This is a genomic window from Thiomicrolovo sp. ZZH C-3, assembly GCF_054862725.1.
In genome coordinates this window covers 1,508,212-1,532,708 of the sequence record NZ_JBTKXX010000001.1, presented here as the reverse complement: position 1 = coordinate 1,532,708, position 24,497 = coordinate 1,508,212, and the positions used below count along the sequence as shown (strand labels likewise).

Annotated in this window: 32 protein-coding genes; 22 read left to right on the top strand and 10 right to left on the bottom strand. The window is 57.0% G+C overall.

Going from position 1 to position 24,497, the window contains the following annotated elements; all coding sequences use genetic code 11:
* The first annotated feature begins 786 nt into the window (after positions 1-786).
* Positions 787-1,440, top strand: coding sequence for a DUF3530 family protein (locus ACXWTF_RS07910; protein ID WP_461714456.1), 654 nt, complete (start codon positions 787-789; stop codon positions 1,438-1,440).
* Positions 1,441-1,510: 70 nt separating this feature from the next.
* Here ACXWTF_RS07910 and ACXWTF_RS07905 read toward each other — a convergent pair whose 3' ends face one another.
* The gene (locus tag ACXWTF_RS07905) at positions 1,511-2,116 is read right to left on the bottom strand and encodes a superoxide dismutase (RefSeq protein WP_461714455.1); all 606 of its coding nucleotides are present in this window, start codon (positions 2,114-2,116) and stop codon (positions 1,511-1,513) included.
* Positions 2,117-2,370: 254 nt separating this feature from the next.
* Here ACXWTF_RS07905 and ACXWTF_RS07900 point away from each other — a divergent pair, with 254 nt between their 5' ends.
* The 3 genes from ACXWTF_RS07900 (at position 2,371) to ACXWTF_RS07890 (ending at position 3,138) form a co-directional block, all read left to right on the top strand.
* Positions 2,371-2,589, top strand: a complete 219-nt coding sequence (locus ACXWTF_RS07900) for a cold-shock protein (RefSeq protein WP_345987024.1) — start codon at positions 2,371-2,373, stop codon at positions 2,587-2,589.
* A gap of 84 nt (positions 2,590-2,673) precedes the next feature.
* On the top strand, positions 2,674-2,859 hold the full coding sequence (locus tag ACXWTF_RS07895) for a hypothetical protein (RefSeq protein ID WP_461714454.1): 186 nt from the start codon (positions 2,674-2,676) through the stop codon (positions 2,857-2,859).
* A 69-nt stretch (positions 2,860-2,928) separates the two neighbouring features.
* Positions 2,929-3,138, top strand: coding sequence for a cold shock domain-containing protein (locus tag ACXWTF_RS07890; protein ID WP_461714453.1), 210 nt, complete (start codon positions 2,929-2,931; stop codon positions 3,136-3,138).
* Between the two features lie 36 nt (positions 3,139-3,174).
* Here ACXWTF_RS07890 and ACXWTF_RS07885 read toward each other — a convergent pair whose 3' ends face one another.
* Positions 3,175-3,534, bottom strand: a complete 360-nt coding sequence (locus tag ACXWTF_RS07885) for a hypothetical protein (RefSeq protein WP_461714452.1) — start codon at positions 3,532-3,534, stop codon at positions 3,175-3,177.
* Positions 3,535-3,659: 125 nt separating this feature from the next.
* On the opposite strand from ACXWTF_RS07885, the gene ACXWTF_RS07880 reads away from it, so the two are divergent.
* Positions 3,660-4,235, top strand: coding sequence for a hypothetical protein (locus ACXWTF_RS07880; protein WP_461714451.1), 576 nt, complete (start codon positions 3,660-3,662; stop codon positions 4,233-4,235).
* Between the two features lie 9 nt (positions 4,236-4,244).
* Here the strand turns inward: ACXWTF_RS07880 and ACXWTF_RS07875 are convergent, their stop codons facing one another.
* Positions 4,245-4,835 carry a phosphoribosylanthranilate isomerase gene (locus ACXWTF_RS07875; protein WP_461714450.1) on the bottom strand — a complete coding sequence of 197 codons (591 nt, stop codon included), beginning with the start codon at positions 4,833-4,835 and terminating at the stop codon, positions 4,245-4,247.
* A gap of 234 nt (positions 4,836-5,069) precedes the next feature.
* Here ACXWTF_RS07875 and trpB point away from each other — a divergent pair, with 234 nt between their 5' ends.
* The gene (gene trpB / locus ACXWTF_RS07870; protein WP_461714449.1) at positions 5,070-6,278 is read left to right on the top strand and encodes a tryptophan synthase subunit beta; all 1,209 of its coding nucleotides are present in this window, start codon (positions 5,070-5,072) and stop codon (positions 6,276-6,278) included.
* Positions 6,279-6,299: 21 nt separating this feature from the next.
* Here the strand turns inward: trpB and ACXWTF_RS07865 are convergent, their stop codons facing one another.
* A complete protein-coding gene (locus ACXWTF_RS07865; RefSeq protein ID WP_461714448.1) occupies positions 6,300-6,899 on the bottom strand; it encodes a hypothetical protein in 600 nt (199 codons plus the stop codon).
* A gap of 137 nt (positions 6,900-7,036) precedes the next feature.
* Between ACXWTF_RS07865 and amrA the strand changes: the two genes are divergently transcribed.
* Complete coding sequence (amrA, locus tag ACXWTF_RS07860; RefSeq protein WP_461714447.1) at positions 7,037-8,035, top strand: AmmeMemoRadiSam system protein A; 999 nt, start codon at positions 7,037-7,039, stop codon at positions 8,033-8,035.
* A gap of 18 nt (positions 8,036-8,053) precedes the next feature.
* On the opposite strand, the gene ACXWTF_RS07855 is transcribed toward amrA, so the two are convergent.
* The gene (locus tag ACXWTF_RS07855; protein ID WP_461714446.1) at positions 8,054-8,449 is read right to left on the bottom strand and encodes a hypothetical protein; all 396 of its coding nucleotides are present in this window, start codon (positions 8,447-8,449) and stop codon (positions 8,054-8,056) included.
* Positions 8,450-8,575: 126 nt separating this feature from the next.
* Between ACXWTF_RS07855 and ACXWTF_RS07850 the strand changes: the two genes are divergently transcribed.
* The 3 genes from ACXWTF_RS07850 to ACXWTF_RS07840 all read left to right on the top strand — a co-directional run bounded on the left by ACXWTF_RS07850 (position 8,576) and on the right by ACXWTF_RS07840 (position 11,162).
* Positions 8,576-9,310, top strand: coding sequence for a hypothetical protein (locus tag ACXWTF_RS07850; protein WP_461714445.1), 735 nt, complete (start codon positions 8,576-8,578; stop codon positions 9,308-9,310).
* Between the two features lie 45 nt (positions 9,311-9,355).
* Positions 9,356-10,735 carry a sensor histidine kinase gene (locus ACXWTF_RS07845; protein WP_461714444.1) on the top strand — a complete coding sequence of 460 codons (1,380 nt, stop codon included), beginning with the start codon at positions 9,356-9,358 and terminating at the stop codon, positions 10,733-10,735.
* A 73-nt stretch (positions 10,736-10,808) separates the two neighbouring features.
* Positions 10,809-11,162, top strand: coding sequence for a hypothetical protein (locus ACXWTF_RS07840; RefSeq protein WP_461714443.1), 354 nt, complete (start codon positions 10,809-10,811; stop codon positions 11,160-11,162).
* 73 nt (positions 11,163-11,235) lie between these two features.
* On the opposite strand, the gene ACXWTF_RS07835 is transcribed toward ACXWTF_RS07840, so the two are convergent.
* A complete protein-coding gene (locus ACXWTF_RS07835; protein ID WP_461714442.1) occupies positions 11,236-13,221 on the bottom strand; it encodes a sensor domain-containing diguanylate cyclase in 1,986 nt (661 codons plus the stop codon).
* 61 nt (positions 13,222-13,282) lie between these two features.
* On the bottom strand, positions 13,283-14,089 hold the full coding sequence (locus ACXWTF_RS07830) for a hypothetical protein (protein ID WP_461714441.1): 807 nt from the start codon (positions 14,087-14,089) through the stop codon (positions 13,283-13,285).
* A 111-nt stretch (positions 14,090-14,200) separates the two neighbouring features.
* On the opposite strand from ACXWTF_RS07830, the gene ACXWTF_RS07825 reads away from it, so the two are divergent.
* The 3 genes from ACXWTF_RS07825 (at position 14,201) to ACXWTF_RS07815 (ending at position 16,607) form a co-directional block, all read left to right on the top strand.
* On the top strand, positions 14,201-14,494 hold the full coding sequence (locus tag ACXWTF_RS07825) for a hypothetical protein (RefSeq protein ID WP_461714440.1): 294 nt from the start codon (positions 14,201-14,203) through the stop codon (positions 14,492-14,494).
* 184 nt (positions 14,495-14,678) lie between these two features.
* Positions 14,679-16,046, top strand: coding sequence for a nitrogenase iron-molybdenum cofactor biosynthesis protein NifE (nifE, locus tag ACXWTF_RS07820; RefSeq protein WP_461714439.1), 1,368 nt, complete (start codon positions 14,679-14,681; stop codon positions 16,044-16,046).
* Positions 16,047-16,205: 159 nt separating this feature from the next.
* Positions 16,206-16,607: a hypothetical protein gene (locus ACXWTF_RS07815; RefSeq protein WP_461714438.1), complete on the top strand. Its 402-nt coding sequence runs from the start codon at positions 16,206-16,208 to the stop codon at positions 16,605-16,607.
* 26 nt (positions 16,608-16,633) lie between these two features.
* Here ACXWTF_RS07815 and ACXWTF_RS07810 read toward each other — a convergent pair whose 3' ends face one another.
* A complete protein-coding gene (locus ACXWTF_RS07810; protein WP_461714437.1) occupies positions 16,634-17,236 on the bottom strand; it encodes a TetR/AcrR family transcriptional regulator in 603 nt (200 codons plus the stop codon).
* Between the two features lie 7 nt (positions 17,237-17,243).
* Positions 17,244-17,819 carry a YceI family protein gene (locus tag ACXWTF_RS07805; RefSeq protein WP_461714436.1) on the bottom strand — a complete coding sequence of 192 codons (576 nt, stop codon included), beginning with the start codon at positions 17,817-17,819 and terminating at the stop codon, positions 17,244-17,246.
* 148 nt (positions 17,820-17,967) lie between these two features.
* On the opposite strand from ACXWTF_RS07805, the gene nifN reads away from it, so the two are divergent.
* The 9 genes from nifN to rpoN all read left to right on the top strand — a co-directional run bounded on the left by nifN (position 17,968) and on the right by rpoN (position 23,980).
* A complete protein-coding gene (nifN, locus tag ACXWTF_RS07800; protein WP_461714435.1) occupies positions 17,968-19,287 on the top strand; it encodes a nitrogenase iron-molybdenum cofactor biosynthesis protein NifN in 1,320 nt (439 codons plus the stop codon).
* A 20-nt stretch (positions 19,288-19,307) separates the two neighbouring features.
* Positions 19,308-19,763 carry a nitrogen fixation protein NifX gene (gene nifX / locus ACXWTF_RS07795; RefSeq protein WP_461714434.1) on the top strand — a complete coding sequence of 152 codons (456 nt, stop codon included), beginning with the start codon at positions 19,308-19,310 and terminating at the stop codon, positions 19,761-19,763.
* A gap of 40 nt (positions 19,764-19,803) precedes the next feature.
* Positions 19,804-20,259, top strand: coding sequence for a NifX-associated nitrogen fixation protein (locus tag ACXWTF_RS07790; protein WP_461714433.1), 456 nt, complete (start codon positions 19,804-19,806; stop codon positions 20,257-20,259).
* Between the two features lie 23 nt (positions 20,260-20,282).
* Positions 20,283-20,801 carry a flavodoxin gene (locus tag ACXWTF_RS07785; protein ID WP_461714432.1) on the top strand — a complete coding sequence of 173 codons (519 nt, stop codon included), beginning with the start codon at positions 20,283-20,285 and terminating at the stop codon, positions 20,799-20,801.
* A gap of 91 nt (positions 20,802-20,892) precedes the next feature.
* The gene (locus tag ACXWTF_RS07780) at positions 20,893-21,270 is read left to right on the top strand and encodes a nitrogenase-stabilizing/protective protein NifW (protein WP_461714431.1); all 378 of its coding nucleotides are present in this window, start codon (positions 20,893-20,895) and stop codon (positions 21,268-21,270) included.
* An 86-nt stretch (positions 21,271-21,356) separates the two neighbouring features.
* Positions 21,357-21,809, top strand: coding sequence for a nitrogen fixation protein NifZ (locus ACXWTF_RS07775; RefSeq protein ID WP_461714430.1), 453 nt, complete (start codon positions 21,357-21,359; stop codon positions 21,807-21,809).
* Between the two features lie 69 nt (positions 21,810-21,878).
* Positions 21,879-22,259, top strand: coding sequence for a 2Fe-2S iron-sulfur cluster-binding protein (locus ACXWTF_RS07770; protein ID WP_461714429.1), 381 nt, complete (start codon positions 21,879-21,881; stop codon positions 22,257-22,259).
* Between the two features lie 15 nt (positions 22,260-22,274).
* Positions 22,275-22,565 carry a 2Fe-2S iron-sulfur cluster binding domain-containing protein gene (locus tag ACXWTF_RS07765; RefSeq protein WP_345987001.1) on the top strand — a complete coding sequence of 97 codons (291 nt, stop codon included), beginning with the start codon at positions 22,275-22,277 and terminating at the stop codon, positions 22,563-22,565.
* A gap of 146 nt (positions 22,566-22,711) precedes the next feature.
* Positions 22,712-23,980, top strand: coding sequence for an RNA polymerase factor sigma-54 (rpoN, locus tag ACXWTF_RS07760; RefSeq protein WP_461714428.1), 1,269 nt, complete (start codon positions 22,712-22,714; stop codon positions 23,978-23,980).
* 3 nt (positions 23,981-23,983) lie between these two features.
* On the opposite strand, the gene ACXWTF_RS07755 is transcribed toward rpoN, so the two are convergent.
* Complete coding sequence (locus tag ACXWTF_RS07755) at positions 23,984-24,379, bottom strand: P-II family nitrogen regulator (protein WP_461714427.1); 396 nt, start codon at positions 24,377-24,379, stop codon at positions 23,984-23,986.
* Between the last annotated feature and the right edge of the window lie 118 nt (positions 24,380-24,497).

Below are 24,497 nucleotides of genomic sequence, written 5' to 3'. Positions count from 1 at the left end.
AGAAAAAGTAGCACAAAAAACGGCCTTTCGCGAATCGCTCATCCCTCCCGGCTTTATGCCTCCGGGATGGCTTTCAAGGAGCGTTCGAGGCCAATTCCTAATTGATTGAATGCGCTTTGTCGCGACAAAGCTCTTTTTTCATATTAGCATCGGTTCCCGAAGCGCATAAATCAATAGGCTAAGTGTCGTTAAGCGTGCCTTGAAAGCCGCCCTGGAGGTAAGGGTATATCCTATAGCCCCTGTGCAGTTTCAGCGAAGCAGAGACAGACATAATCAAGGCGACGTTTTGAAGGCCTGGCCATAGCCAAGTCGAGAAGCGGCAACGCTGAGTATGGCTTTTCTCTGTTTCGCCCTGCGGGAGGGCCTTGGAAGCGCGACTTTCCCTCCGTTTTCCGCTTGACTTGGCCACAGCCAGGCCTTCGCAAAAAACAAAAACAACCTCACGCTTCCCAAGCCCTCTGAAATCTGTACAGGGGTTATAGATATACCCTCAAGCCGGGAGCAGCGAGCGATTCGCGCAACGACGATTTTCTTTGGTTTCGTTTCTTTGTAAAAATAAAGGAAAAAGAAACCTCTTTGCCACTTTTTTAGAAAAAGTAGCGCAAAAAGCGGCCTTTCGCGAATCGCTCATCCCTCCCGGCTTTATGCCTCCGGAATGGCTTACAAAGAGCGCTCAAGGCCAATTCTTTATTTGATTGGATGCGCTTCGACGGGTCGAAGCTCTCTGTTTTTACGCAGAATTTATACTTATGGACTATCCTTGTCTGAAAAAAGAAGGATACCCGCATGCACCGTCTGCTGCTGACCGCGCTTGTTCCCCTCTCCCTCCTGGCCGTCACCCTACCCGAAAAAGCCCTCTACCTCGAAGGCTCCGTCGACAAAGGGATCATTCTCGCGCACGGCAAGGGGATGCATCCCGATTTCAAAGTCGTCGGGCCGTTGCGCAAGGCACTGAACGAAGACCTGGATTTTCATACCCTCTCGCTGCAGATGCCGACGAACCACGAGGATTACGAAGGGTACGAAGCGGAGCAGCCGCGTGTAGACGCCATGATCGACAGAGCCATCGTCTACCTGAAAGAGCATGGAGTGAAGACGATCTACCTTATGGGGCACTCGCTGGGGGCGGGGATGACCTCGGGCTACCTCGTTTCGCACCCCGATGCCTCCGTAGAGGGGTACATCGCCGTGGGGTGCCGGGGCAACGGCAGCAAAGTGATATCCTGCAACGACAATATGCCGAAGATCAACATGAGCGTGCTGGACGTCTGGGGCAGGGCAAACGGGGAGGATGAACGCTTCGCCGCGACGCGAAGAAAACTTGTCGGACCGAAGTACACGCAGTACGGCATCGACGGCGCGAACCATGTGCTCGACGGTGCCGAGGGGTTCTTTGTCGATGAAGTCGAAACGTGGCTGGAAGCGCAGGAAACGGAATAGTTTAATCGGTATTGCATAAGGGGGAGTTGACCCCCGCGGTGTGCGGAGGCCCGGAAAAAATGAAGGCTGCTTAGTTGTACCCGATAATCGGGTCGTCCTCTTTGGCTTCCCAGTTCTCGGAGACGAACGTCCAGTTGATGAGTTTCCACCAGTTCTCCAGGTAGGCCGCGCGGTTGTTGCGCTGGTCGATGTAGTAGGCGTGTTCCCAGACGTCGCAGACCAGCAGGGGGCGCAGGCCGTCCTTGATGGGCGTTTCGGCATTGCTGTACTTCTTGATGGCGAGGCTGCCGTTTTGATTGACGAGCCAGACCCAGCCGGAACCGAAGAGGCTCATCGCGGCGTTGATGAAGGCGTCTTTGAAATCCTCCATGGAGCCGTGGTCGTGCTCGATCTTGTCCATAAGCACCGTGGAAGGAGAGGTCTGCTCCGTCGTTAGTCCGTACCAGTAGAAGTCGTGGTTGAAGACCTGCGCGGCGTTGTTGAACGTGGGCCCCTTGGCTTTGCGGATGATGTCAAAGAGCGATGCGTCCGCATATTTGCCCCCCTCGATCAGCTTGTTGAGGGTGTTCACGTAGCCCTGGTGGTGTTTGCCGTAGTGGTACTGGATCGTCTCCGCGGAGATCATCGGTTCCAGTGCCGTCTCTTCATAGGGCAGTTTCATCAGTTCGAATGCCATCTCTTTTGCTCCTTTTAGCGTATGCATTGTTTTCATAACCTTGCTGAAGGTGCAAAAATGAATCTCACTGCACCAATCGTTTTTTCTTTGACTTTTGCTTGCTAATTTTTATTATTTCAGGTATACTTAAGCCATTGAAAGATGATTTAGAGTTTCATCTTGGTTTGTAACTATTGAAGACTTCCTCAGTATTTTCTATTCCTCGTTTTACTCCGCATTATATTTTGACAACAATTCAACATGAAGGTCTTGCAATGGCAAATCTTAAACACGGAACCGTTAAATGGTTCAACAGCGAAAAAGGCTTTGGGTTTATCGCCCCGAAAGAGGGTGGTGACGACGTATTTGTACACTTCCGCCAGGTCAACAACAGCGGCTACGGCCGTGTCGAGCTTAACGAGGGACAGGAAGTCACGTACGAAATCGGCCAGGGGCAAAAAGGCCCGCAGGCAGAGAACGTTACGGCGCTCTAACGATCCTAGCGGCGGAGCCTTCCGCCGTCCAGGCGTTCACTTAAAAGAGTTTAACTCTTTTATAGAGCGACTTTAAGGATCGATATGAACACCAGAGAAGAGACACTTAAAGCACTAAAAGACGGCAAAGAACTGATCAGTTCGGTGACCGGTCTAAGGTATAAAATCATCGAGGGCCTGCTGCACTCGAGAGACAGCGAACGCGTCGAATGGCAGCGCAGCGGCCTCCATTTTTACAATCCCGTCTCCTGGCAGAACCTGCAGCACTAAGCACCCCGCAGAAGGCGCCGCCTTCTCTGACACATACGCTCCCCATACGAAAACAGAAGGTATATACCCATGCAAAAAAGATTTGAAGGGACCGTCATCTGGTATGACACCGAGAACGGTTACGGCATTATCCGGCTCTGTGCCGAGTACAGGACGGTCTCGATCCATCAGTGCCAGGTCCACCACAGCCGCGCCGACGGTATCCGCGCACTGCGTGTCGGCAATAACGTCTCGTTCGAGATCGTCGATACCGAAGCCCACAACCTCTACTTCCTCTAAAAAGACCCCTCTTCTCCAACCGCCGAACAGCGGGCGTTACGCCTCCGGCAGCAGTGCGTGCAGTGCCACGATGTACAAGGGGACCTTCTCCATCTGGGTCATGTCGGTGAACTGTTCGCAGGCAGCCTGGACGGCGGCCACGATCACCATGTGGTACTCGTCGATGATGGAGTGGTCGAGCTCCAGAATGTCGGCGATCTCGTTGCAGGCCATCCGTTCGTCGTCTTCGTCCATGTTGGGCGCCCACGTGCGCTCCGGATCGCGGATACAGACGTAGCCGTGATCGTCGATGAGGTAGTAGAGTTCGGCGATCTTCTCATTGTCAAAGCCATGGAGGCTCTTTTCAAAAAAAGCGTCCTGCACCTCCTGCAGCGTGATGATCGTCCCTTTTTGCACATGGACTCCTTTTAAGTGCTTTTCTCCGTGGCTACATGCAGGAAACGGGCGCGACATTCGGCGCCGGAAATCGCGCGGAAGAACAAAAAATGTAGGTCCGGTGAAAACCACAAAGGAACCGACCTATGATTTTCAACCACGAACTCCCCGCAGAAGTACAACAAGCCATCCTCGCCATGGACCCGGGCGATGCCCTCCCGCTGGGCGTCGAAAACGACGAGCCCATGATCCTGCTGCGCCTCAGCGACGGGGCGGAAGCGCTGCTCGATGCCCCCGAGCTGGAGTGCGACTTCAAGCCGACCTTTCTGCTGATGCCCTATGACGGCAAGACCATCGGGGTCTGTATTGTCCAGTTCCGTCTGAACAGAGACGACAACTACATCTTTACGACACACTACGACATTACCGAGCCAAAAATGTACGAATCCCTGCAGGCACTGCTGAAAATGGAGAAGTACAACGTCATTATCGCCACCGTGGCGAATCATACGGGGATGCCCGTCGAGACACGCTTTGTCGGGACGTTCGATCCCCTGGAAGTTCTGGAGAAGACAAGGCGTGAGGCGCAGAATGAAGCCGGCGACGGCATGGCCTACCATATCTTCAACGGCATGATCGCGCAGATCGGCGACTACCCTACCGTCTGGCACACGCTCGAGGAGCTCGCCCCCGCGCGCAAAGAGTGGCTGCTGCAGGCGTAGACGCGCGGCCTAGCACTGCTTGGCGGCACGGATAAAGGCCCGCATCTTTTCGCGGTCCTTTTTGCCCGGTTCGCGCTCGACCGCGGTGCTGACATCGACACCGTAAAAGCCGTAGGGGAGGGCCTGCTCTACGTTTTCGGGCGTCAGGTTGCCCGAGAGGATGATCCTCGAGCAGTCCTTGCCCTCGAACCAACTCAGATCCAGGCTGCCGTCCGCGTTGAGCGTGTTCGCCCCGAAGACGTCGACGATGCGGTAGCGGTCGCCGAGGTAGCCGATGTCCGCTTCGCGCTGGGCCCGCACGACGCGCAGGTGCGGCGCGACGAGCGAGCCGTACAAGGCGTCCGTCGCCTCGAAGTGGATCTGCGCGAGGGTGATGCCGCTCAGCGCGATGGCCTTGTTGATGTACTTGGCGTCGCTGTCGACGAAGATGCCGACCTTCTCTATGAAGGGGGGCAGCTGTTCGACGATCCTGAAGGCCGCCTCGGGGGTGATGAAGCGCCGCGAACCCTGGAAAAAGATAAAGTCGATGGCGTCGGCGCCTTCTTCTACGGCGGCCAGCGCATCCTCGAGATTGGTGATGCCGGTGATTTTTACACGCATCGATCCTCCTGTCATATGCTAAAGATGGTGCGGCCCGCGACGTATGCCGCAGGCCCGTTGACCCTCTGTAATGCAATGCCCGTTCATGCTGCCGTTTTTCTACCGGATCACGGCATGCTGCCGCGTTTTTTTACGGCGCGCTACACTTCGGCGCCCCCGCCCGTTCGCGGTGCTGTTTTCTAAGATGTCCTCCGCTAGAATCGATGAAACTTATCAGAAGGAACAGTCATGCAAATGCAAAAACCGTATCTGGAGACCATGCCCGACGCGAACGGCTTTTTCGGCAAGTTCGGCGGCGCGTTCATCCCGCCCCAGCTCGAAGCGCCGTTCCGGGAGATCCGCGAGGCCTATGACAAACTGTCAAAGTCCTACGAGTACCTGCACGAGCTGCGCAAGATCCGCAAGCACTACCAGGGGCGGCCGACGCCGGTCTACTACGCGAAGAACCTGAGCGAGTTCTGCGGCGGCGGGCAGATCTACCTCAAGCGCGAAGACCTCAACCACACCGGCGCGCACAAGCTCAACCACTGCATGGCCGAAGCACTGCTGGCGAAGCATCTGGGCAAGAAGAAGCTCATCGCCGAGACCGGGGCGGGGCAGCACGGGGTGGCGCTGGCGACGGCGGCGGCCTATTTCGGGCTGGAGTGTGAGATTCACATGGGCGAGGTGGACATCGCCAAGGAGCACCCCAACGTCGTGCGGATGAAGATCCTGGGCGCCAAGGTCGTCCCGGCGACGCACGGGCTCAAGACGCTCAAAGAGGCGGTCGACTCCGCGTTCGAGGCCTACCTGGCCGATACGGAGACGCAGATGTTCGCCATCGGGTCCGTCGTGGGGCCGCACCCCTTCCCGCGGATGGTGCGCGACTTCCAGTCCGTCGTCGGCATCGAGGCCAAGGAGCAGTTCATGGAGATGACGGGCAAGCTTCCCGACCACGCCGTGGCCTGCGTCGGCGGCGGCTCCAACGCGATGGGGCTCTTTTCGGGCTTTATCGACGACCCGGTCAAGCTGCACGGCGTCGAACCGATGGGCAAGGGCGATAAACTGGGCGAACACGCCGCGACCCTCACCTACGGCGAAGAGGGGGTGATGCACGGCTTCAACTCCATCATGCTCAAAGACGCCGAGGGCAATCCCGCGCCCGTGCACTCCATCGGGTCGGGCATCGACTACCCCTCCGTCGGGCCGGAACACGCCCACCTGCGCGAGATCGGCCGCACCATCGTCGGCACCGCGACGGACGACGAAGCCGTGGACGCTTTTTACAAGCTCTCCCAGTACGAGGGGATCATCCCGGCACTCGAATCGGCCCACGCGGTCGCCTACGCGATGGAACTGGCGCGCGCCAACCCCAAAGACGCGATTCTCGTCAACCTCAGCGGGCGCGGCGACAAGGACATCGACTACGTCATCGAGCACTACCCCATCCCGCCGAAGGGGTGAGGGCAAACGCGCCGTCCCGCGCTAGAACCTGGCCCCCATCCGCAGGTACAGGTTCAGCCCGCTCCGGTACTGCTCCGTCGACAGCCCCCCGCCCAGACAGAGATGTTTGAAGCAGTAGTGGGCATTGACGGAAGCGACCACCTTCGCTTCGGGGTCATCCAGCGGGGTGACGACCCCCTCCACCTCCTTGCTAGCCGACCCGCCCAGCGGGTGCATATACTCCAGGTCGACGGTCGCCAGCGCATCCGGGGTCTCAACGAAGGCCAGCGCCAGCCCGCCCTGAAGGTAGTCGAAATCGGCATCCCGGCGTTCGATAATCTCCCTCGTGGAGCGGTAGCGTTCGGTATAGGTGTAATCGGTCTGCCCGTACGCGCCCCGGAGATAGACGAAACGGTAGAGCTGCAGGTAGTAGACGATCCCGATCGAGGACTCCTCGCGGTCGATGTCCCGCTCCCACTCGATACCGCCGCCGCTGTCGGGGAAGTTGATGTTGGCCTGGAAAAAGAGGTACTGGGCATGCCCATTCCAAAAAGGCATGGTCGGTTCGGCACGCTCCTGCTCCTGTGCGACCAGCGTGACCGCCAGGGCAAAGATCAGCGTCAGTGTGTAACGTAACAGCATCGCATCCCTCCTGTTTATATTCATTTTAACACACCTGCAGGCGAAGCGGCGGGGGAACGTCTCCTTTTCTTAATAAAAATTGTCCGTTGAGAATAAAAATTGTAAGGGTTGAATAATCGCCCAAAGGAAAAGATATCATGACCCTGCAAGACATACTACTCAAGCTCGCCCGTGCGGCGATCGAGGAGAAATTCGGGAAACCGTTCAGTTTTTCAAAAGAGATACTGTTGGAGCAGTTCCCGCAACTCGCCGAAGAGCGCGCGACCTTCGTGACCATCAACATCGACGGCGATTCGCTGCGCGGCTGCATCGGGTCGCTGCTGCCCCACGCCACCCTTTACGACGACGTCATCTACAACGCCAAGGCCGCGGCCTTCAGCGACAAGCGCTTCTTCCCGCTGAGCGAAAGCGAGTACCCCTACTGCAGCATCGAGGTCTCGCTGCTGAGCCTCCCCGAAGAGGTGGAGTACAGCGACGCCGAGGAGCTTAAGACGAAAATACGGCCGGGGATAGACGGGGTGATCCTGCAGCTCGAAGACCGCAGCGCAACCTTCCTGCCCCAGGTGTGGGAGGAGTTCCCCAGCTTTGACCACTTCTTCGGCCAGCTCGGAGTCAAAGCCGGCATCCGGGGCTTCGCGCTCGACCAGCACCCGAAGATCTACATCTACCAGGCCGATCGTTTTGCGGACAGGGCACTGGATGACGAAGAGGCATACACCGAGGACGAGGCAGCCGCCGAGGCGGTGCCTGCCGCCTCCTACGCGACACCCCAGGAGGCCGAGGCCGCCTTCTACCGGGCGCTGGAGTACGGGGACCTCGAGGCGATGCTGGGGCTGTGGGCCGAGGATGAAGCCGTCGTCTGCATCCACCCCGGCGGCGAGCGCCTGCAGGGGAGCAGCGCGGTGGCGAAGAGCTGGCGGGAGATGCTCGCCGGGCAGCCCATCATGCGTTTCGAGCAGGAGGCGGTCCAGCGGACGGGAGACGCGCAGCTCAGCGTCCATACCCTGCGCGAACGCATCTTCGTCGGGAGCCAGCTGGCCGGGGTGGCGCTGACGACGAACGTCTACCGTCACGAAGCGGGGGGATGGCGGATGCTTATGCACCACGCCTCCCCCGATCCGGCGGTCATGCCGTAACGGCGGCAGCCGGGAGCGTTAAAAGACCGGTTCGGTGATGTTCATGCGGTAGAGAAAGACGCCGTCGATGACGACGCCGTTGATCTCTTCGCGGCTGAAGTTGATGCCGAGGATCTCGTCACCGGTATTGACGACGGAGTTGAGCAGCTCCAGGATCGGCGCATCGTCGAAGGCCAGTCCGATATCGCTTACGGCGAGTTCGGGCAGCTCCGATGCATGTGCGGCCAAAAGTTCCGCAACCGCCGGATCGAACGCGGCGTCATCGAGGGTGTCCAGGTGGCCGACCAGCAGCTGCCATGCGTCCAGCTCCGGGTTGTAGATCCAGAATGCCGCTTTGGGCTTAAGCCCCTCTTCGTCGAGCAGTTCGACAAAACGTGCTCCGCTTTTCATCCTATTTTCCGTCAAAACTTTCATCGGTTTCCTTTGTTCCTTCCGTGTTTCCGGATGTATTGCACTTCTTGGTCCATCCCGCCAAAGGGGCCGTTTCCCATTCACGGCGAAATACTGTAAAATCCGCTAAACGCTCTAAAGGCTACGATGATGCAAGCTTTCGGAAAATTCGCCACCGAATATGACCTGGAATACCTCGTCGAACACTACCTCTACTTCAATGCGCCGGGCGAGGAGATCACGGCTGATGATCTGCCGCGCCTGCTCAAGAAAAAGAACAAGACCGTCGCGGGGACGATCTTCCTCTACAATCCCGTCATGGCGCCGGAGGGGTATAACACCGATACCCAGCTCTCGGAGCAGGGGTACGAATTCGACGGTCATTACACGGCGCTGCAGTTCAACAAGCTGATGGACATTTTCCAGTCCCGAATCCACGGCTTTGAGGGCAAACTGATCGAAGTGAAGTATCTCTTCAACTATAACCGCCCCGATATCGAACCGACCTCGGTGCTGGAGACCTTCAACGAGGATATCGAGAAGCTGGGGTCGTTCCAGCTGACGCGCTTCAGCCGGGAGCTCAACTACCATGACGTCAGAAACATCCGCCTCAGCGGCAAGTTCGTCTTTTTCGCCTGGGGGAACCGCTTCGACCGCCACCACCCCAACATCCTCTCCTACGCCAAGTCGATCTTCGAGCAGAGCGAAAAGATCGGCAAGGCGCGCGCCTACATCTACGATCCGGGGCTGCGGCAGGCGATGAGCGAGGAGGGGGCACGTTTCCTCCACCCGGTCGCCGCCGGGAAGCTCAAAACGAAAGTGACCGAGGCTTTAGGGCGGGCGTTCAGTACGAACCCGCCGCTCCCGACGGCGTACGAGGCGTGACGGTGTCTGCCGGTATGGCGGCCAGATCCCCGTCGGAGTTCTGACATGTTGAACAAGATCATCACGTTGGCCATTTCGCATCCCGATTACAGCTATCCCGGGATCCAAAAGACGCGCAGCACCTTTTTGAATATTCTGCTGATCTTTGCCATCCTCATCCTTGGCACCGACCTCTTCAACAGTCTCTCCCACAGCTTTATGCCGATGGCGTATGCGGAGGGGATATCGCTGGCGATCCTGGTCATGACCTACCTGCTGTTCCGGTGGCGGCTCGGGTTCGAACCTGCCTCCTACCTGCTGCTCGGTACCGTCGCCTTCATGTCGCTCTTCTCGCTGACGATCGAAGGCTTCGGCAAAGAGTCGGCGCTCTTCTGGACGGCCTCGCTTCCGATCTATACCTTTTTGCTGCTGGGGAGCCGGGACGGGCTGCGGCTGAGCGTGCTGATCCTCTTCGGGATCGTCTGGAGTGCGGCCAATGCTCATTTTCTGTGGGTGGAACCCATCTTCTCTTTCGACCTGCTCATCCAGCTGGTCCTGGGCTACATCGCCATCGCCCTCTCCGTGTACACCTATGAGAAGATGCGCAGCAGCTACGAGGTCCAGCTCTCCCGGGCGCTGCAGGAGCGCGAGATGCTGCTGCAGGAGCTCAACCGGCAAAAAGAGCAGGTGGAGACCTCCAACAGTGAGCTTGCCCGTAAAGTCGACGAGGTGAAAGCGCAGGAGAAGCTGCTGATCTCCCAGTCCCGGCTGGCGGCCATGGGGGAGATGATGAGCATGATCGCCCACCAGTGGCGGCAGCCCCTGGCGACGATGAGCCTGATGATCGCCAATTACAACGTCAAGGCGATGATCGACGTCAAGCCGCGGGATGAGCGTGACGGCATCCTGGAGGAAGTCTCGAAGACCCTGCAGTACCTCTCCGAGACCGTGGAGGATTTCCAGACCTATTTCAAACCGACAGAGGGGATCGAGTACAGCGCCGTCAGTACGATCTTTGAACGCGCCGCCGAGTTTACGAAGTCGCGCCTGCAGTACAACAAGATCACGCTTCAAAACGAGTGTACGAGCGACAGCTGCATCCATACGCACAGCAACGAAATGGTCCAGGTCGTCATCAATATCATCAACAACGCCAGCGACGCCATCGTGCAGCACCGGTCGCGGGAACGGGTGATCCGCCTGGGGTGTGATGAGACGGCGGAGGCGGTCCTCCTCCGCATCAGCGACACCGGTGGCGGCATCGACGGGGCGATCATCGACAGGATTTTCGAGCCCTATTTCAGCACGAAGTCCAAAAACGGCACGGGCCTGGGGCTTTATATGGCGAAAATGATCGTGGCCAAGCACGGCAACGGCGAGATCAGTGTCGTGAACAGCGAAGAGGGGTGTACGTTCATACTGAAACTGCCCAAAGCATCAGCGTAGGTTCCCCGAACTCATACTTCGCTCATGCTGCGGGCGTACCATTTGGGTATCCCACCTGAACAAGGAGCATGTCATGAAAAAGGTATTGACAGTAGCGGCAGCATTATCGCTGCTGACGGCGACGGCGTTTTCGGCCCAGGGCAGCGCGACCATGCAGAAGTCCCAGTCACAGATGCAGACGCAGCAGATGCAGATGAAACAGAACCGCATGATGATCCAGAACCAGACCTATCTGCAGACCCAGGACCCTACGAAGGACCAGCTCCGGGATCAGACAAAAGAGCAGGACAAGGACCAGACGCGTGACCGCCTGCAGGACCGGATTGATGAACCTGATCAGGACCGGGTGCAAGACCGCCTGCAGGACCAGGTCGATGAACCCGCCCAGGATCGGGACAGAGACCGCATCCACGTCGACGACGAATAACGCACGGCGGCGAACGCCCTGTTCGCCCGTTTCACTTCTTCCAAAACAACCCGTTTCCCGCTCCGGGGGCGGGTCACGACTCCGCTTTTTCCTCGATGATCCGTTCGTACTCCCTGTGCCCCTCTTCGGTGAGGGCTTCATCCACGATAACGATGTTCCTGCCCGATGATTTCGCTTCGTAAAGGGCCTTGTCGCTGCGGGAAACAGTCTCTTTGAGATTGTCCCCTTCGCGGTAGAGCGTCACCCCGAAGCTCGCGGTCACCTGACCGACCTCTTCGAAGGCCGCTTTTTCGATACGCTCGCGGACCCCCTCTGCGATGGCGGTCAGGCTCTGGAGGCTGTCGACCATCATCAGCAGCAGGAACTCCTCGCCGCCCCAGCGGATGATAAAGTCCTCCTGACGGATGGCGTGGCGGATAACGCTGACGAAGGTTTTGAGCACCTCGTCGCCGCGGTTGTGGCCGTAGGTGTCGTTGACCCGTTTGAAGTGGTCAAGGTCGACCATGATGACGCCGAGCAGCTTCTGCTGCGCATTGGCCGAGTGGCAGAGCTTGTGGAAGGAGGCATCGAGGAACTCCCGGTTGTAGGCGTAGGTCAGTTTGTCCCGGGAGGCACGCTGTTCGAGCTCCCGCTGGTTCAGAATGGTCAGGCTGATATCGGTGAAAACGACGATGTAGCGGTGCCCGGGGATGGGGTTGACGCTGACGGTATAGACGCGCGCGGTCCCTTCGCGGTCGAGCATCTTGACGATCCGGCGCGTTGCCGGGGTCTCCATGAGGGATTTGACCCACTGTTTGCCCTCTGGCACTTTGCCCAGGTGGAAGAAACGCTCGTCGGCGATGAAGAGGTCGCAGATGCAGTCGTGCTCTTCGAGAAATTGCTCGAGCGAATCGTAGTTGAACGACTCGTAGAAGAAGCGGTTGGCGAATTTCAGGGCGTGGCCGTCGGTCAGGATGACGACGTTTTTCTGAAGGTCGATAAGCGACTGCAGCTGGCGCTTGTCGATCTCGATCGCGTTGCGCTGCAGGTTGGCACGGTACAGCAGGTAAAAGAGCAGTGCCAGCAGGGCGATGGTGACAAAGGCCATGATCTTGTACTGGTTGAAACGGGTCTGGAGGTCTTCGTGGATGCGGTCAATAATGAGGTAGGCGACGGTCTTGTGCGAAATCGCATTGACGACGGGTACGAAGGTGATCGCGTGCAGGGTCTCATCGTCGAATTCGAAGAAGTTGAAGGCGTTCCCTTTGGCCAGGACGTTGTTCAGCGATCCGTGCTCATGGATATACGCACGGATCAGTGCCGCCGTCCCCGGAGCATGGTTCGATCCCATGGCCTTTTCGTGCATGTAGTCGTCGAAAAGCGCCGAAGGGGCGTAATAGTTCTGCTCCTCGGGGAAGACTTTGGACCTTACCGTGTCGGAGAGAATGATGAAGTGGGCATCGGCATGGATGTCGTTGTGGATGCGTTCGAGGATGGTCTGCATCGAAATGGAGAGTTCAACGCTGCCGAGGTAGTCGTTGCCGTCGAAGAGGGGATAGACGAAGCGGTATCCGTTGAAGATCCGCCCCTCTTCGAACCCGCTGACGGGTTTGTGCGTCCGGTTGACATACGCGACGCTGTCCCGTACGCCTGTGAGGTCATCCCCGAACCGTTCCGGACGGTGAAAGCGCAGAAAACTCTCGTTGTTGCTGAGATGAAAATGCATCTGCTTGAGGTGGTAGAGGCTGATGTTGCGGTAGACGGGCAGCAGCAGGCTGTAGAGCTTTTTCCGGATCTCGGCACGTTCCGCCTCCGAAGCGTCCGGCACCCTTTTATAAAGATCGATGACGTCTTTGACGTTGATGCGGTTGTAGTAGATAATATCGGCCTGGGATTTGAAACCGCTGATGATGCTGCGGTAGGTCGAGACCGTCAGCTCTTTTTCGGCGGCAAGATGCCCCTTGACACGGTCTGCCAGAATATCGTTGCTGAAGATGAGGATCAACAGAGCACTTAGCACAAAGAAGAGCAGATATTTCAATGCCGGTTCGAAATGCAGCTTACTGTGATAAATGTTCATGTGTACAGTATATAAAAGTGAATATTAATTTCTTCCTTTATACACGGGCCGCCGTCTTTTGTTACCTTCCGATATCCAACACCCTCAAGACGAACTTGTAGAGCAGAAACAGAAAGAGCAGGGGGAAGACGACGGTCTGGAAGACAAAGGCGATGATCAGCCGGATGATCTGGTCGCCGGCGGCGTTGGCTTCGGCTTTGTAGTGGTCGACCTGTTCGGTGTAGTAGCTGGTACTGAAGAGGCTGTGCGAACTCTTTTTGAACCCTTCGATATCGTCCGAGATCGCGGTAATGCCCCGGTCGAGTTCGACAATATTGTAGTCGGGCTGGACAAAATGGGTGTAGACGAGGTCGTTGGCGATGGCCATGAGCGGGACGCTGAAGCGCAGGAAGACCATGATCACCGTGATCTTGAAAAAGAGGGTCCGGGACTTTTCGTCGCGCGCAAAGCGGAAAAAGAGCCAGAGGTTGTAGGCAAGCACGAGGGCGAGCAGGAGGTAGTTGAAGCGGGGGTCCGTGACGATGTTCATAAAGATCGTCTGTACCCCCAGGGAGGTGATGGAGGCCAGCATGATCCAGGAGAAACGTTCGATGAGGTCGTTGACGGGGTCGAGCACCTCCCCGACGGCGAGGGTGACGCCGGGGGGACCGACCTCGGTGCCCTGCACGACGGAAATGACGGCATTGAGGGCCTTGGCGGTCCCGAAGACGACGAGGGCCTGCTTGAAGGCGCCGTCGACGTTCGCACGGCCGGGTTTGTCAAGGGTACCGGCGAAGGAGAATGCCAGGATCAGCAGCGAGAGCGCGACAACGAGCAGACGGTTCCAGTGGCGGCGCAGGAAGGAGGCGGGCGTTTGGGCTTCGGGCATGGGGGCTCCTTGATTCGGACATATCTTAGCGAAAAACGGCGTGCATCCCTCACACTCCGCTCACCCTCCTGCTCTACAATTTCCGCATCCCAACTAGAAAAAGGACTTAGGATGAAAAAGACAATGATCGCAATGACGGCAGCAGCGCTGGTCGCTTCGACGGCAGCCATGGCACAGCAGGGACCGGGCGCAGGCGCCGGTGCCGGTACGGCAACCATGCAGCGCAGCGCGGCGATGATGCAGCAGCAGATGCAGAGCCAGATGCGCTACCAGCACCAGATCCGCAACATGACACAGCAGACGGAGCAGGCGAAGCACCAGTACAAGCACCAAAACGGTGTCGAAGAGACGGTGACGGAGACGGAAGTCGTCGACCCGATCGATACAGACGCTGTCGCGGAGTAATCCGTCCGCACGCCGGGGCTGCCCGGCACCTGCATCTCTTTTCCCCCATTAAACTGATAACGACTCCCAAGAACCCGCCGCAGGCACACATATTGCATATCCCCCTACAAGAAAAATCAATAGCGTAAAGCAGGCGGATGAGCAGCTTTGCTGACTATGAAAATCCATAGAGAAGGATGACATTATGGCAATGGTAAACCGCGCAAAGATCAAAGAACTGTTGAACGAGAGTGCCTGTTCGCACAGCAAGGACAAAAAACCCGGCGAGGGGTGCGACAAGCCCAAACCGGGGCTGGCGGCAGGGGGCTGCGCCTTTGACGGTGCGCAGATCTCGCTCTTTCCCTATGCGGACGCCGTCCACCTCGTGCACGGCCCGCAGACCTGTCTCGGAGCTTCGTGGGAGACCCGCGAGAGCCTCAGCTCCTACCACGGCCGCAACCACACCTTTATGGGCTTCACGACGGGGATCACGACGAACGACGTCATCTTCGGCGGGGATAAGCGCCTGGAAGACTCCATCGACTATGTCATAGAGCATTACAAGCCCGAGGCGATCTTCGTCTACTCCACCTGTGTCACGGCGCTGGTGGGTGACGACATCGACATGACCTGCAAACTCGGCAGCGAGAAGCACGGCGTGCCGGTCGTCCCGGTGCATGCACCGGGCTTTGTCGGGGGCAAGAACCTCGGTTCGCGCCTGGCGGGCGAAGCGGTGCTGGAACACCTGATCGGCACCAAAGAGCCCGAATACACGACCAAGTACGACATCAACCTGATCGGCGACTACAACGTCACGGGTGACATGTGGCAGTACCTGCCGATGTTCGAAAAGCTCGGCATCCGGGTGCTCGCTTCCATGAGCGGGGACGGCCGGGTCGGCGATATCCGCACGGCCCACCGCGCGAAGCTCAACGTCATCGTCTGTGCCAAGTCGCTGGTGACGCTGGTGCGCAAGATGAACGAGCAGTGGGATATCCCCTGGGTCTCCGTCTCCTTCTACGGGAAGCGCGACACGACCTTCGCCATCCGCGAGATCGTCAAGGGGCTCGGCGATCCGGAGCTGATCGAGAAGGCCGAACGCCTTATCGACGAGGAGGAGGCGAAGCTCGACCTCGCCCTCGAGCCCTACCGCCGCATGTTCAAGGGTAAAAAAGCCGTCCTCAACACCGGGGGGAACAAGGCGTGGTCCATCGCCTCGGGCCTCCAGGACCTTGGCATCGAGGTTGTGGCGACCTCCGTCCGCAAATCGACGGCGGACGATATCGAAAAGGCGCGGGACTACCTGGGACCGGACGGGGTCCTGATGGACAAACCGGCGGCACAGCAGTCCAAGGTCATCGACGAGCGGGGGGCGCATATCCTCCTCGCCGGGGGACGGAGCCTCTATACGGCGATCAAGAAAAAGATCTCCTTTATCGACGTCAACCAGGAGAAGAAGACCTCCTACGGCGGGTACAGCGGCCTGATCAACCTGGCCGAGGACCTCAAGGCCGCCTTCGCGAACCCGGTGTTCGCCAATGTTTCGGCCAAAGCGCCCTGGGAAGTCGGCTAGTCCGTACCTCCCGGAACCCAGCGGCACGCCCCTCCCGGAGCGTGGGAAACGTTCCCCTTATTCACCCCATGCCTTTTAATCATCCAATTTAACTATGCATGTTTCCCGAAAACTGTTATAATTTTGATAAAACGGTTAACGGCAGAAGGGGACGGTGCGATGAGACATTTTGACAACCTTGTCAGAAAGCATTACTACATTTATGATCGGTACGGAGTTGATGCGACCTTTTCGCTGCTCTACCATCACCTGCCTCTGCACGTGGACGAGTTGGGGGAGTTTGTGCGCCTCTCTGACCATCTGCACCAGATCGACGACAATCACTACGTTATTATCTTTACTTTTACCGATTACAGCGGTGCGTACAAAGCCAGTCAGAACCTGCTTTGCCGGCTGGACGACCACTTTCGTGACACCAAAAGCTGCATAGCACTCGACAGTTTCGATACGACACTCAATTCGAGTATGGTCTTGAACCGTCTCCGACGGATTATGGACGAGGTGCGCAAACGCCCCCGTATCCGCATCGACAACGAACTGATCCTCGACGACCGTATGTAAACGGCCTCCCGCTTTTCTGATTTTGCTTAGGCGTCGAGTTCGGCGAGTGCTTTGAGGCCCCTGGGGGTCAGGTAGGGGCGCATGGCCCCCTGCACATGGCCGAACATCCCGTCGATATTGTGTTCATCCAGCGTTGTGCCGAGGGTTTCGAGGAAGGGGATCCAGAACTGCGTGGCCAGCAGGGTCGTTTCGGCGAGGTGCTCCAGGACGTTCTCGTAGGGGACCTGGAGGCAGCCGTTCTCTACGAGGTTGGCCAGCACGCGTACGATGCGTGCGCGGTGGGCCAGGTTGTCCCGGACATAGAGCGCTTTGAGCTCCGGGTCGCGCGAGAGCAGAAAGAGCAGCTCGCGGTGGAAAAAACGGTATTCCCAGTAGACCCGTCCGAGGTGCTGCATATGTTCGTGCAGGGCGCAGATGGAACCCGGAAGGGCATCCGTTTCCAGTTCCGTCTGCGCTTTCATCTCCTCGTAGAGCCGGTGAATGATCGCTTCGCGGTTTTTGAAATGATAATGGAGATTGCCGGGGCTCATGCCGAGTGCCGCGGCGATATGGTTCGTCGTCGCGGCCTGCGTATTGCTCTCGTTGAAGAGCTTCAGGGCCCCTGCAAGGATTTTCTTTTTCGTTCCCATGGCGGCATTATAGCGGCTTGGCGATACCCTCGAGCTCGATGGTGATCTTCACCTTGTCGCCGAGCGCGACACCGCCCGCTTCAAGCACCTGGTTGTACGTCAGCCCGAAGTCGCTGCGCTTGATGCTGCCTTCGAGGATGATGCTGCTGCGGGTCATGCCCCACGGGTCCTTGATGGTGCCCGATACTTCCGCTTCCAGGGTGACGGTGCGGGTGACCCCGTGGATCGACAGTTCCCCCGTTACACTCTCGCCGTCAAACTTCGTCATATTAAACGTGATCTCCGGGTATTTCGCCACATCGAAAAAGTCGGCGCTGCGCAGGTGGTCGTCACGCTTGGCGTTATCCGTATCGATGCTTGTACTCTTAATGGTACCGGTCAGGGAGTTGAGTACGTTCCCCTCCAGGTCATAACTGCCGCTGAATTCGGCAAAACGGCCGCTGACGTTGCTGATCATCATATGGCGGATCTTGAAGCCGACATTCGAGTGGGTCGGATCGACGTCGTACACGGCGCCGAAGAGCAGGGATGTCGAAAGGGAGAGTGCTGTAGCCGCTCCCAGAATGCGTGTGGAAAGTTTCATTGCGAATCCTTTTTAGTGTAAATACTCTAACACTTTACACCTTTTTTTGAAGCATGTCAAGAGCAATTGCACTAATTTGATAATTTTTATCGAAAATGGCCTCCAAGAACGCGAAATGCAGTTGCTTTTGCATTATTAAGGAGGTGCCATGTCTCACGAAGCCGACTTCGAACTGAACAGGAAAGAGCACAAACCGCTGCAGGTCAACCCCATCAAGCATTCGCAGCCCATGGGGGCGGCCCTGGCTTTTATGGGTATCCGCAACTGTCTGCCGCTGATGCACGCCTCGCAGGGGTGTGCTTCCTATACCAAAGTCTTCTATACCAAACACTTCAACGAACCGATCGCCATGTACAACACTTCGGTCAGCGACATCACGGCGGTGCTTGACGGCGGGGATTACTCCATCCTGCTCGCCATCGAGAACATCACCAAGAAGAACAAGGGGATGAAGCCCGAGATCATCGGCCTGCATACGACGGGGCTGACGGAGACGAAAGGCGACGACGTCCGGGGGGTGGGAATGCACATCGAGATCCCCTACTGCTACGTGAACACCCCCGACTTCGAAGGGGGGATGGAGAGCGGCTGGGCCCTGACCGTGAAGGCGCTGATCGACCAGCACACCGCCCCGGCGACGGAGTGCAAGCCCAATAAGCTCGTCTTGATGCCGCACGTGGGTATCCAGCCCGGCGAGATCGAGAAGATCAAGAAGATGTGCGAGAACTTCGGTTTCGAGACCCTGGCGCTGCCGGACCTCTCGACCTCCCTCGACGGCTACCTCAGCGAAGGGCAGGGCAAACTGGCCACGGGGGGGATCGGCATCGACGATATCGTGGCCCTGGGGGACACGGAGACGGTCATCACCATCGGCAGTTCCATGAAAATCGGCGCCGAGGCGCTGCAGAAGAAGAACCCCGCCGTCTGCCATATCCACTTTGATCACCTGATGGGACTGGAAAATAACGACAATTTTGTCGCGGAACTGATGAAGATCAGGCAGATCGACCCGCCGCCGCTCGTGAAGCGCTGGCGCGGCCGCCTGCAGGACGTGATGCTCGACAGCCACTTCCTCGTCGGTTCGGCCCGCTTCGTCGTCACCGGGGAGCCCGATTCCTGCATCGGGATCTGCGAACTGCTGCAGAGCGTCGGCGGCATCATCGACACCGTCGTCGCAACGACCTACAGCCCGGTGCTCGAGAAGATCGAGGCCGAACACATCTTCGTCGGGGACCTTGAAGATGCGGCACCGCACTTCCGGAACGCCGACCTGGTGATCAGCAACTTCCATGCGGAACGATTATTGCATATGGATGACAAAAGCCATGCCGGGCTGATGCTGCGGGGCTTCCCGAACTACGAGGAGCTCGGCAACCAGCTCAAGAACGATCAGCTCTACGAAGGGAGCTGCTTCTTTCTTTTCGAAGCGGCCAATACGCTGCGGCACGTCAGGCACGGCGAACACTAAACTGAATTGAAGGGATCATGATGGGTGAAAGTACGAAGATCAGCGTCGAGAGCACCGGCACACTGGCAAACGCGATGAAGGTCGCTTTTGCGTCGAAGGATATGGAGACCGTCAACGCCCACTTCGGCGGGGCGAAAGAGTTTGTCGTCTACAACGTCTCCAAAGACGGCTACGAGCTCAACGGGGTGATCAAGTCGGATACCACGGGGCTGACGGGCGACGACAAGACCGACTTCAAAGTCCAGTGTCTCGCGGGGATCAACATCATGTACGTCGAATCCATCGGCGGTACGGCGGCGGCCAAGGTGATCCGCGCGGGCATCAACCCTATGAAGGTACCCGATCCGCGCAAGATCGAGGAGATCCTGGACGACCTGGTCAAGATGATCAACGGCAACCCGCCGCCGTGGGTCAAACGGATCATCAACATGGAAACCGTCGAAGACCCGCGCCTGGCGCGCTGGGCCGTCGAGTAATCGTCGCAAGACGCAAAGCAACATCAAAAGAAGGAAAACAATGACCGATACGGCACTTGAAGTAAATGCATTCACCGAGGAGCTGATCCGTCAGCTGCGTGCGACGGACCAGTTCGGCAACTGGGCGAAAATGAGCGACGAAGAGCTCCTGACGAAAAAATACGTCAAAACGAAAGAGCAGCTCAAAGAGATCCCGATCATCGCGGATATCGACGAGATGCTGATCGGCGAGATCAAGATGATCTACAAAGCGATCGCCCTGCAGTTCGAACGCAAGACGGGCGTCATGTGTAACGTCGTTATGGAGATGAGCCACGAAGGATTCGGACGCTGCATCGTGATCGCGGACAAGATCGTCCTGGTGGACAAGTACTTCAAAGATGCGCACCGCTTCAGCTACCGCACCCTCGACAAACTGTACGAGGACGGCCAGAAACTGCTGGACAAGGCGTTTGAGATCTTTGAACAGTACAAACCCTGCAAAGACAAAGCTTAATTACAACAAGGAGAGAGACATCAATGGCAACAGTAGGTATTTTTGTCGGTAGTAGTACCGGTGCAACACAGGAAGTAGCGGAACTGCTGGAAGAGCAGTTTGACGAAGCAGAGCTTATCAACATGGAAGAGGATTACGACGATCTCGACCAGTTCGACGATTTCGACGTCCTTCTGATCGGTTCCTCCACCTGGGGGCAGGGCGATCCGCAGCGCGACTGGGTCGACCCCATGATGGAGCTTGAGAGCGAAACGCCTGACTTCAGCGGCAAAAAAGTTGCCTTCTTCGGCGCCGGCGACCAGGACACCCACGGTGAAGAGTTTGTCAGCGCCCTGGTGAAGTTCAAAACCCTTTTCGCCCAGCTCGGAGCCGATACCGAATACGGCTACTGGCCGACGGAGGGGTATACCTATAAGTTCTCCGCCGCAGAGAAAGACGGCAAGTTCGTCGGTCTCGCGATCGACAAGGTCAACCAGGAAGACCTGACCGAAGAGCGCGTCAGCACCTGGGCGGGCCAGCTTAAGCAGGAGATGGGACTGTAAGACATAAATGTCACCTTTACGGTCTCTTAAATGATTCTTTTGTCCTAAAACTAAAGAATCAAAATTGCAAATCACTTAGAAAGGATTGATGATGGGTACACTCGCAGAGTTTCAGTCGCTGACCGATGCCGAAGACTATTTTGATTTCTTCGACCTCGATTATGATGAGCGTCTGGTGTACGTCAAACGTTTTCATATTTTGAAGGAGTTTGGTGCAATGATGGAACGCGCCATCGGGAGCGATCTCGAGGGTGATGAGAAACTGCTCGAATACTACAAATTTGCACTCATCACCGTGTATAAGAATTTTGAGAACGGGTATGCGCCGTCCGCGGCGGACGTCTGGGACATGTTCGGAAAAGAGAGCGGTTGCGGTACGTGTTCAACGTCCGACAGCTGCAGCGACGTCGAGGAAGTCAGCAACGGCGTTCACGCGTGCACAAGCCAGGCGGATCTCAGCTTTAACTGACAGTGCCGCTCTCCCGGATTTCCGGGTCGCCCAGACGGGTGAAGATAAAAATCCGTAACCACGGTGCAAACTATAGGAGGTAAGCCATGGATGAAAATAATATGTCGACTGCTGACAGCAAAATGATATCCCCTTCCACTAAAGATGCCATTCTTCCGATTTTCCGGATCGGTCAGCGGGTCAAGATCACGAAGGCGATCCGCAACGACGGCACCAACCCGTTCCACCCGCGTGACGGCATCCTGGTCGAACCGGGTGCCGAGGGGTATGTCACGAACATCGGCGACTTCCTGCAGGTCATCCGCGTCTATGACGTGAAGTTCATCGAAGAGGGTTCCACCTTCGGTTGCCGTGAAGGCGAACTCGTCGCCGTCGAGGAGGAAGACGGTTTCGACGAAGTCGAGGATGAACTCAAATGGATCCGCGAACACCGCGCCAAGCGCGAAGCGGAGAAACTTGCCAAAGCTGCCGCAGAAAAAGAAGCTGCCGAACGCGCTGCCAAAGGGGGGCAATCCCAAGATGAAGGAGACATTGTCTGAATTTTGGGTATTGACGAACTTGATGCATCTGCCATGATGTAGCGAGGGATTAAATAGAAGGAGAACGACATGGCAAACGTCATTTTTTGCGGATTTGGCGACGGCATGGACAAGCGTGTGCAGGCCCGTACGGGCGACGTGCTTCTGCGAGTAGCGGAAAGCAACGGCGTCAAGATCCCGACCGAGTGCAAGGACGGGACGTGCGGTAGCTGCGCGGTAAAGATCGAAGATCTCAGCGTTGAAGAGCCGATGAATTCCATGACGGAAGATTATGATGCGCATGCACAGTCTTACTACATGGAAGACAAAGAGCTCGACACCCTGGTCGAGATGGCTGCGATCACTAAGAAAGAAGCGGAAGTTGCCCAGCAATTCAACCGCCAGACACCTGTTCGCCTTGCATGCCAGTGCATTGTAAGAAGCGACATTATCGTTAAACCATTCGAGTAAAAAAAGGAGTTATAGATGACAACACGTGTAGAGATTATGAACGACTTCCTGGCGATCAACGTCAAGCCGGGTAAAACGATTCAGGACATTGTTGAAGCGTCAGGTTCTGCCCTGCCGTTCGGTTGCCGTGACGGCGAATGCGGGACTTGTGTCGTTTTCGTTGAGTCCGGTATGGACTTCCTCAGCGACATGACTGACAAAGAAAAAGCGGTTATGAAAACACTGAACGAATCCAGCCCGAAAGCACGTCTGGCCTGCCAGATGAAAATTGCCCAGCCGAACGGTCTGGTCCGCCTGAAGTACTAATCTTCCCGAAGGGTTTTCCCCTTCGGACTCCTTTTTTTCTACATTTTCGAAATTCCTAGAACATTTTTTGCATTTCAACAGCAGAATGCACAAAATATATCCACATTCCCGTATCACATTATCAGCAGCAGAGGTATGATTAGACAATGAAACAAGCCTTAAACCTCAAACAGAAACAGCTGCCGCGCCTCTCCATGCAGACATGGCTGCCGCTGCTACAGTGTTCGCTCTCGGACCTGGACAAACACCTGCAGGTCATCTCGAGCGAAAATCCCTGTCTTGAAGTGTCGTCGGGATTCGAAGTCTCGGAGAGCTCTTCGGACCGGTCGCATCGCGCCTATATGGAGTACCAGAACCACGTCTCCAACGCCTCCAGCGACGAGATCGAGTGGCTGAGCGTCTCCGCCCAGTCGCTGTATGAAAAACTCGACGAGCAGATCGCCGCGCCGCTCTTTCCGACGCCGATCTCCCAGAAGATCGCCCGCCAGATCATCTACTACATCAACGACGAAGGCTACTTCGAAGGCTCCATCAAGGAGATCGCGCAGCAGTGCGATACCGATCCGCAGCAGGTGGAGAAGGTGCGCCAGCGTTTCGCCTACCTCGAACCCTCCGGTGTCGGTGCCAAGGATTACAAGGAGTCGTTCCTTTTCCAGCTCAACGAGGTTGAGATGGATGACGAACTGAGCATCCTGGTGAGCGCGATGATTACCCGTTTCGAGTCGATGGAGAAGTTCGTCAACCACCCGCGCCTGGGCGATGCGAAAGAGGTGATCAGCCACCTCAAGAACCCGCCGGCGCTGGAGTACATGGAGAGCGAACCGCCGGTACTGCCCGACCTTTATGTCGCGTTTGTCGGCGGGGAGTTCATTATCAAGATGAACAACGCTTTCTACCCCGACCTCAAAGTGACGCAGATCGACAAGTACGACAATTTTGCGAAGCAGAAGTTCAAAGAGGCCCGCGAGCTCGTCAAACTGCTCGACCTGCGCAAGGCGACGCTGTACAACGTGACGCTGGTGCTGCTGGAGAAGCAGTACGCCTTCTTCATGGGCGGGGAACTGCAGCCGCTCAAACTCCAGGACGTGGCGGATGAACTCGGTTTTAACGAATCGACGATCTCCCGGGCGATCAGCGACAAGTACCTGGAGACGGAGCGGGGGGTCTTTGCCTTCAAGGATTTCTTCTCCAACGCCATCGGGAACGTCTCCACGGCGGAGATCAAACACTTCCTGGAACGTCTGGTGAAGAGTGAAGACCACGACAAACCCTTCAGCGACAAGATCCTGCATGAGAAGATCGAGGCGCGTTTCGGGATCTCAATGGTACGGCGCTCCATCGCGAAGTACCGCCAGGAGCTGGAGATACCGCCCTTCAAAGAGCGGCGCTTTCTTTACAAGTTGGCCGAGAGCTGAGCCTCAGCTCGCCGGCGTGTCGATGGCGGTGTAGTAGCTGTCGAAGTGCAGGGCGCGCTCGTCGCTGTCGTTGTGGCGCAGGGCCGCTTCGTTGATTTCGCCGGTACGGATCCGCTCGACCTCCAGGACCGGCGTCACCCACATCTTGCCGCTTCCTTTGCCGAGATCGCGGGTATTGCAGCGGATCGCCTCTTTGGCTGCCTCTTTGAAGCGTTCGTTCGAGACGACGATGTCGAGACGGATGTTCTCATCCAGTTCAACGGGGCCCGCGTCGTCAAACGCCACACCGCCTTTTCCGATGACCTCGCTGATGGTAACGCCCTCGATTGCGCGCTCTTTGAGCTCCAGTAATACGTCACTGAGGCAACTGCGGTTGAAGATGGCAGTCAGTTGGTACATGGCTGATCCTTTCATGGGGATTACCATAGATACTGCATAAGACATTCCCGGTGTCGGAGGGTGACATTTTTGTCATCGCAGCCTCTTTTTCATGGGGGGTGTCAACTGGAACGCCATT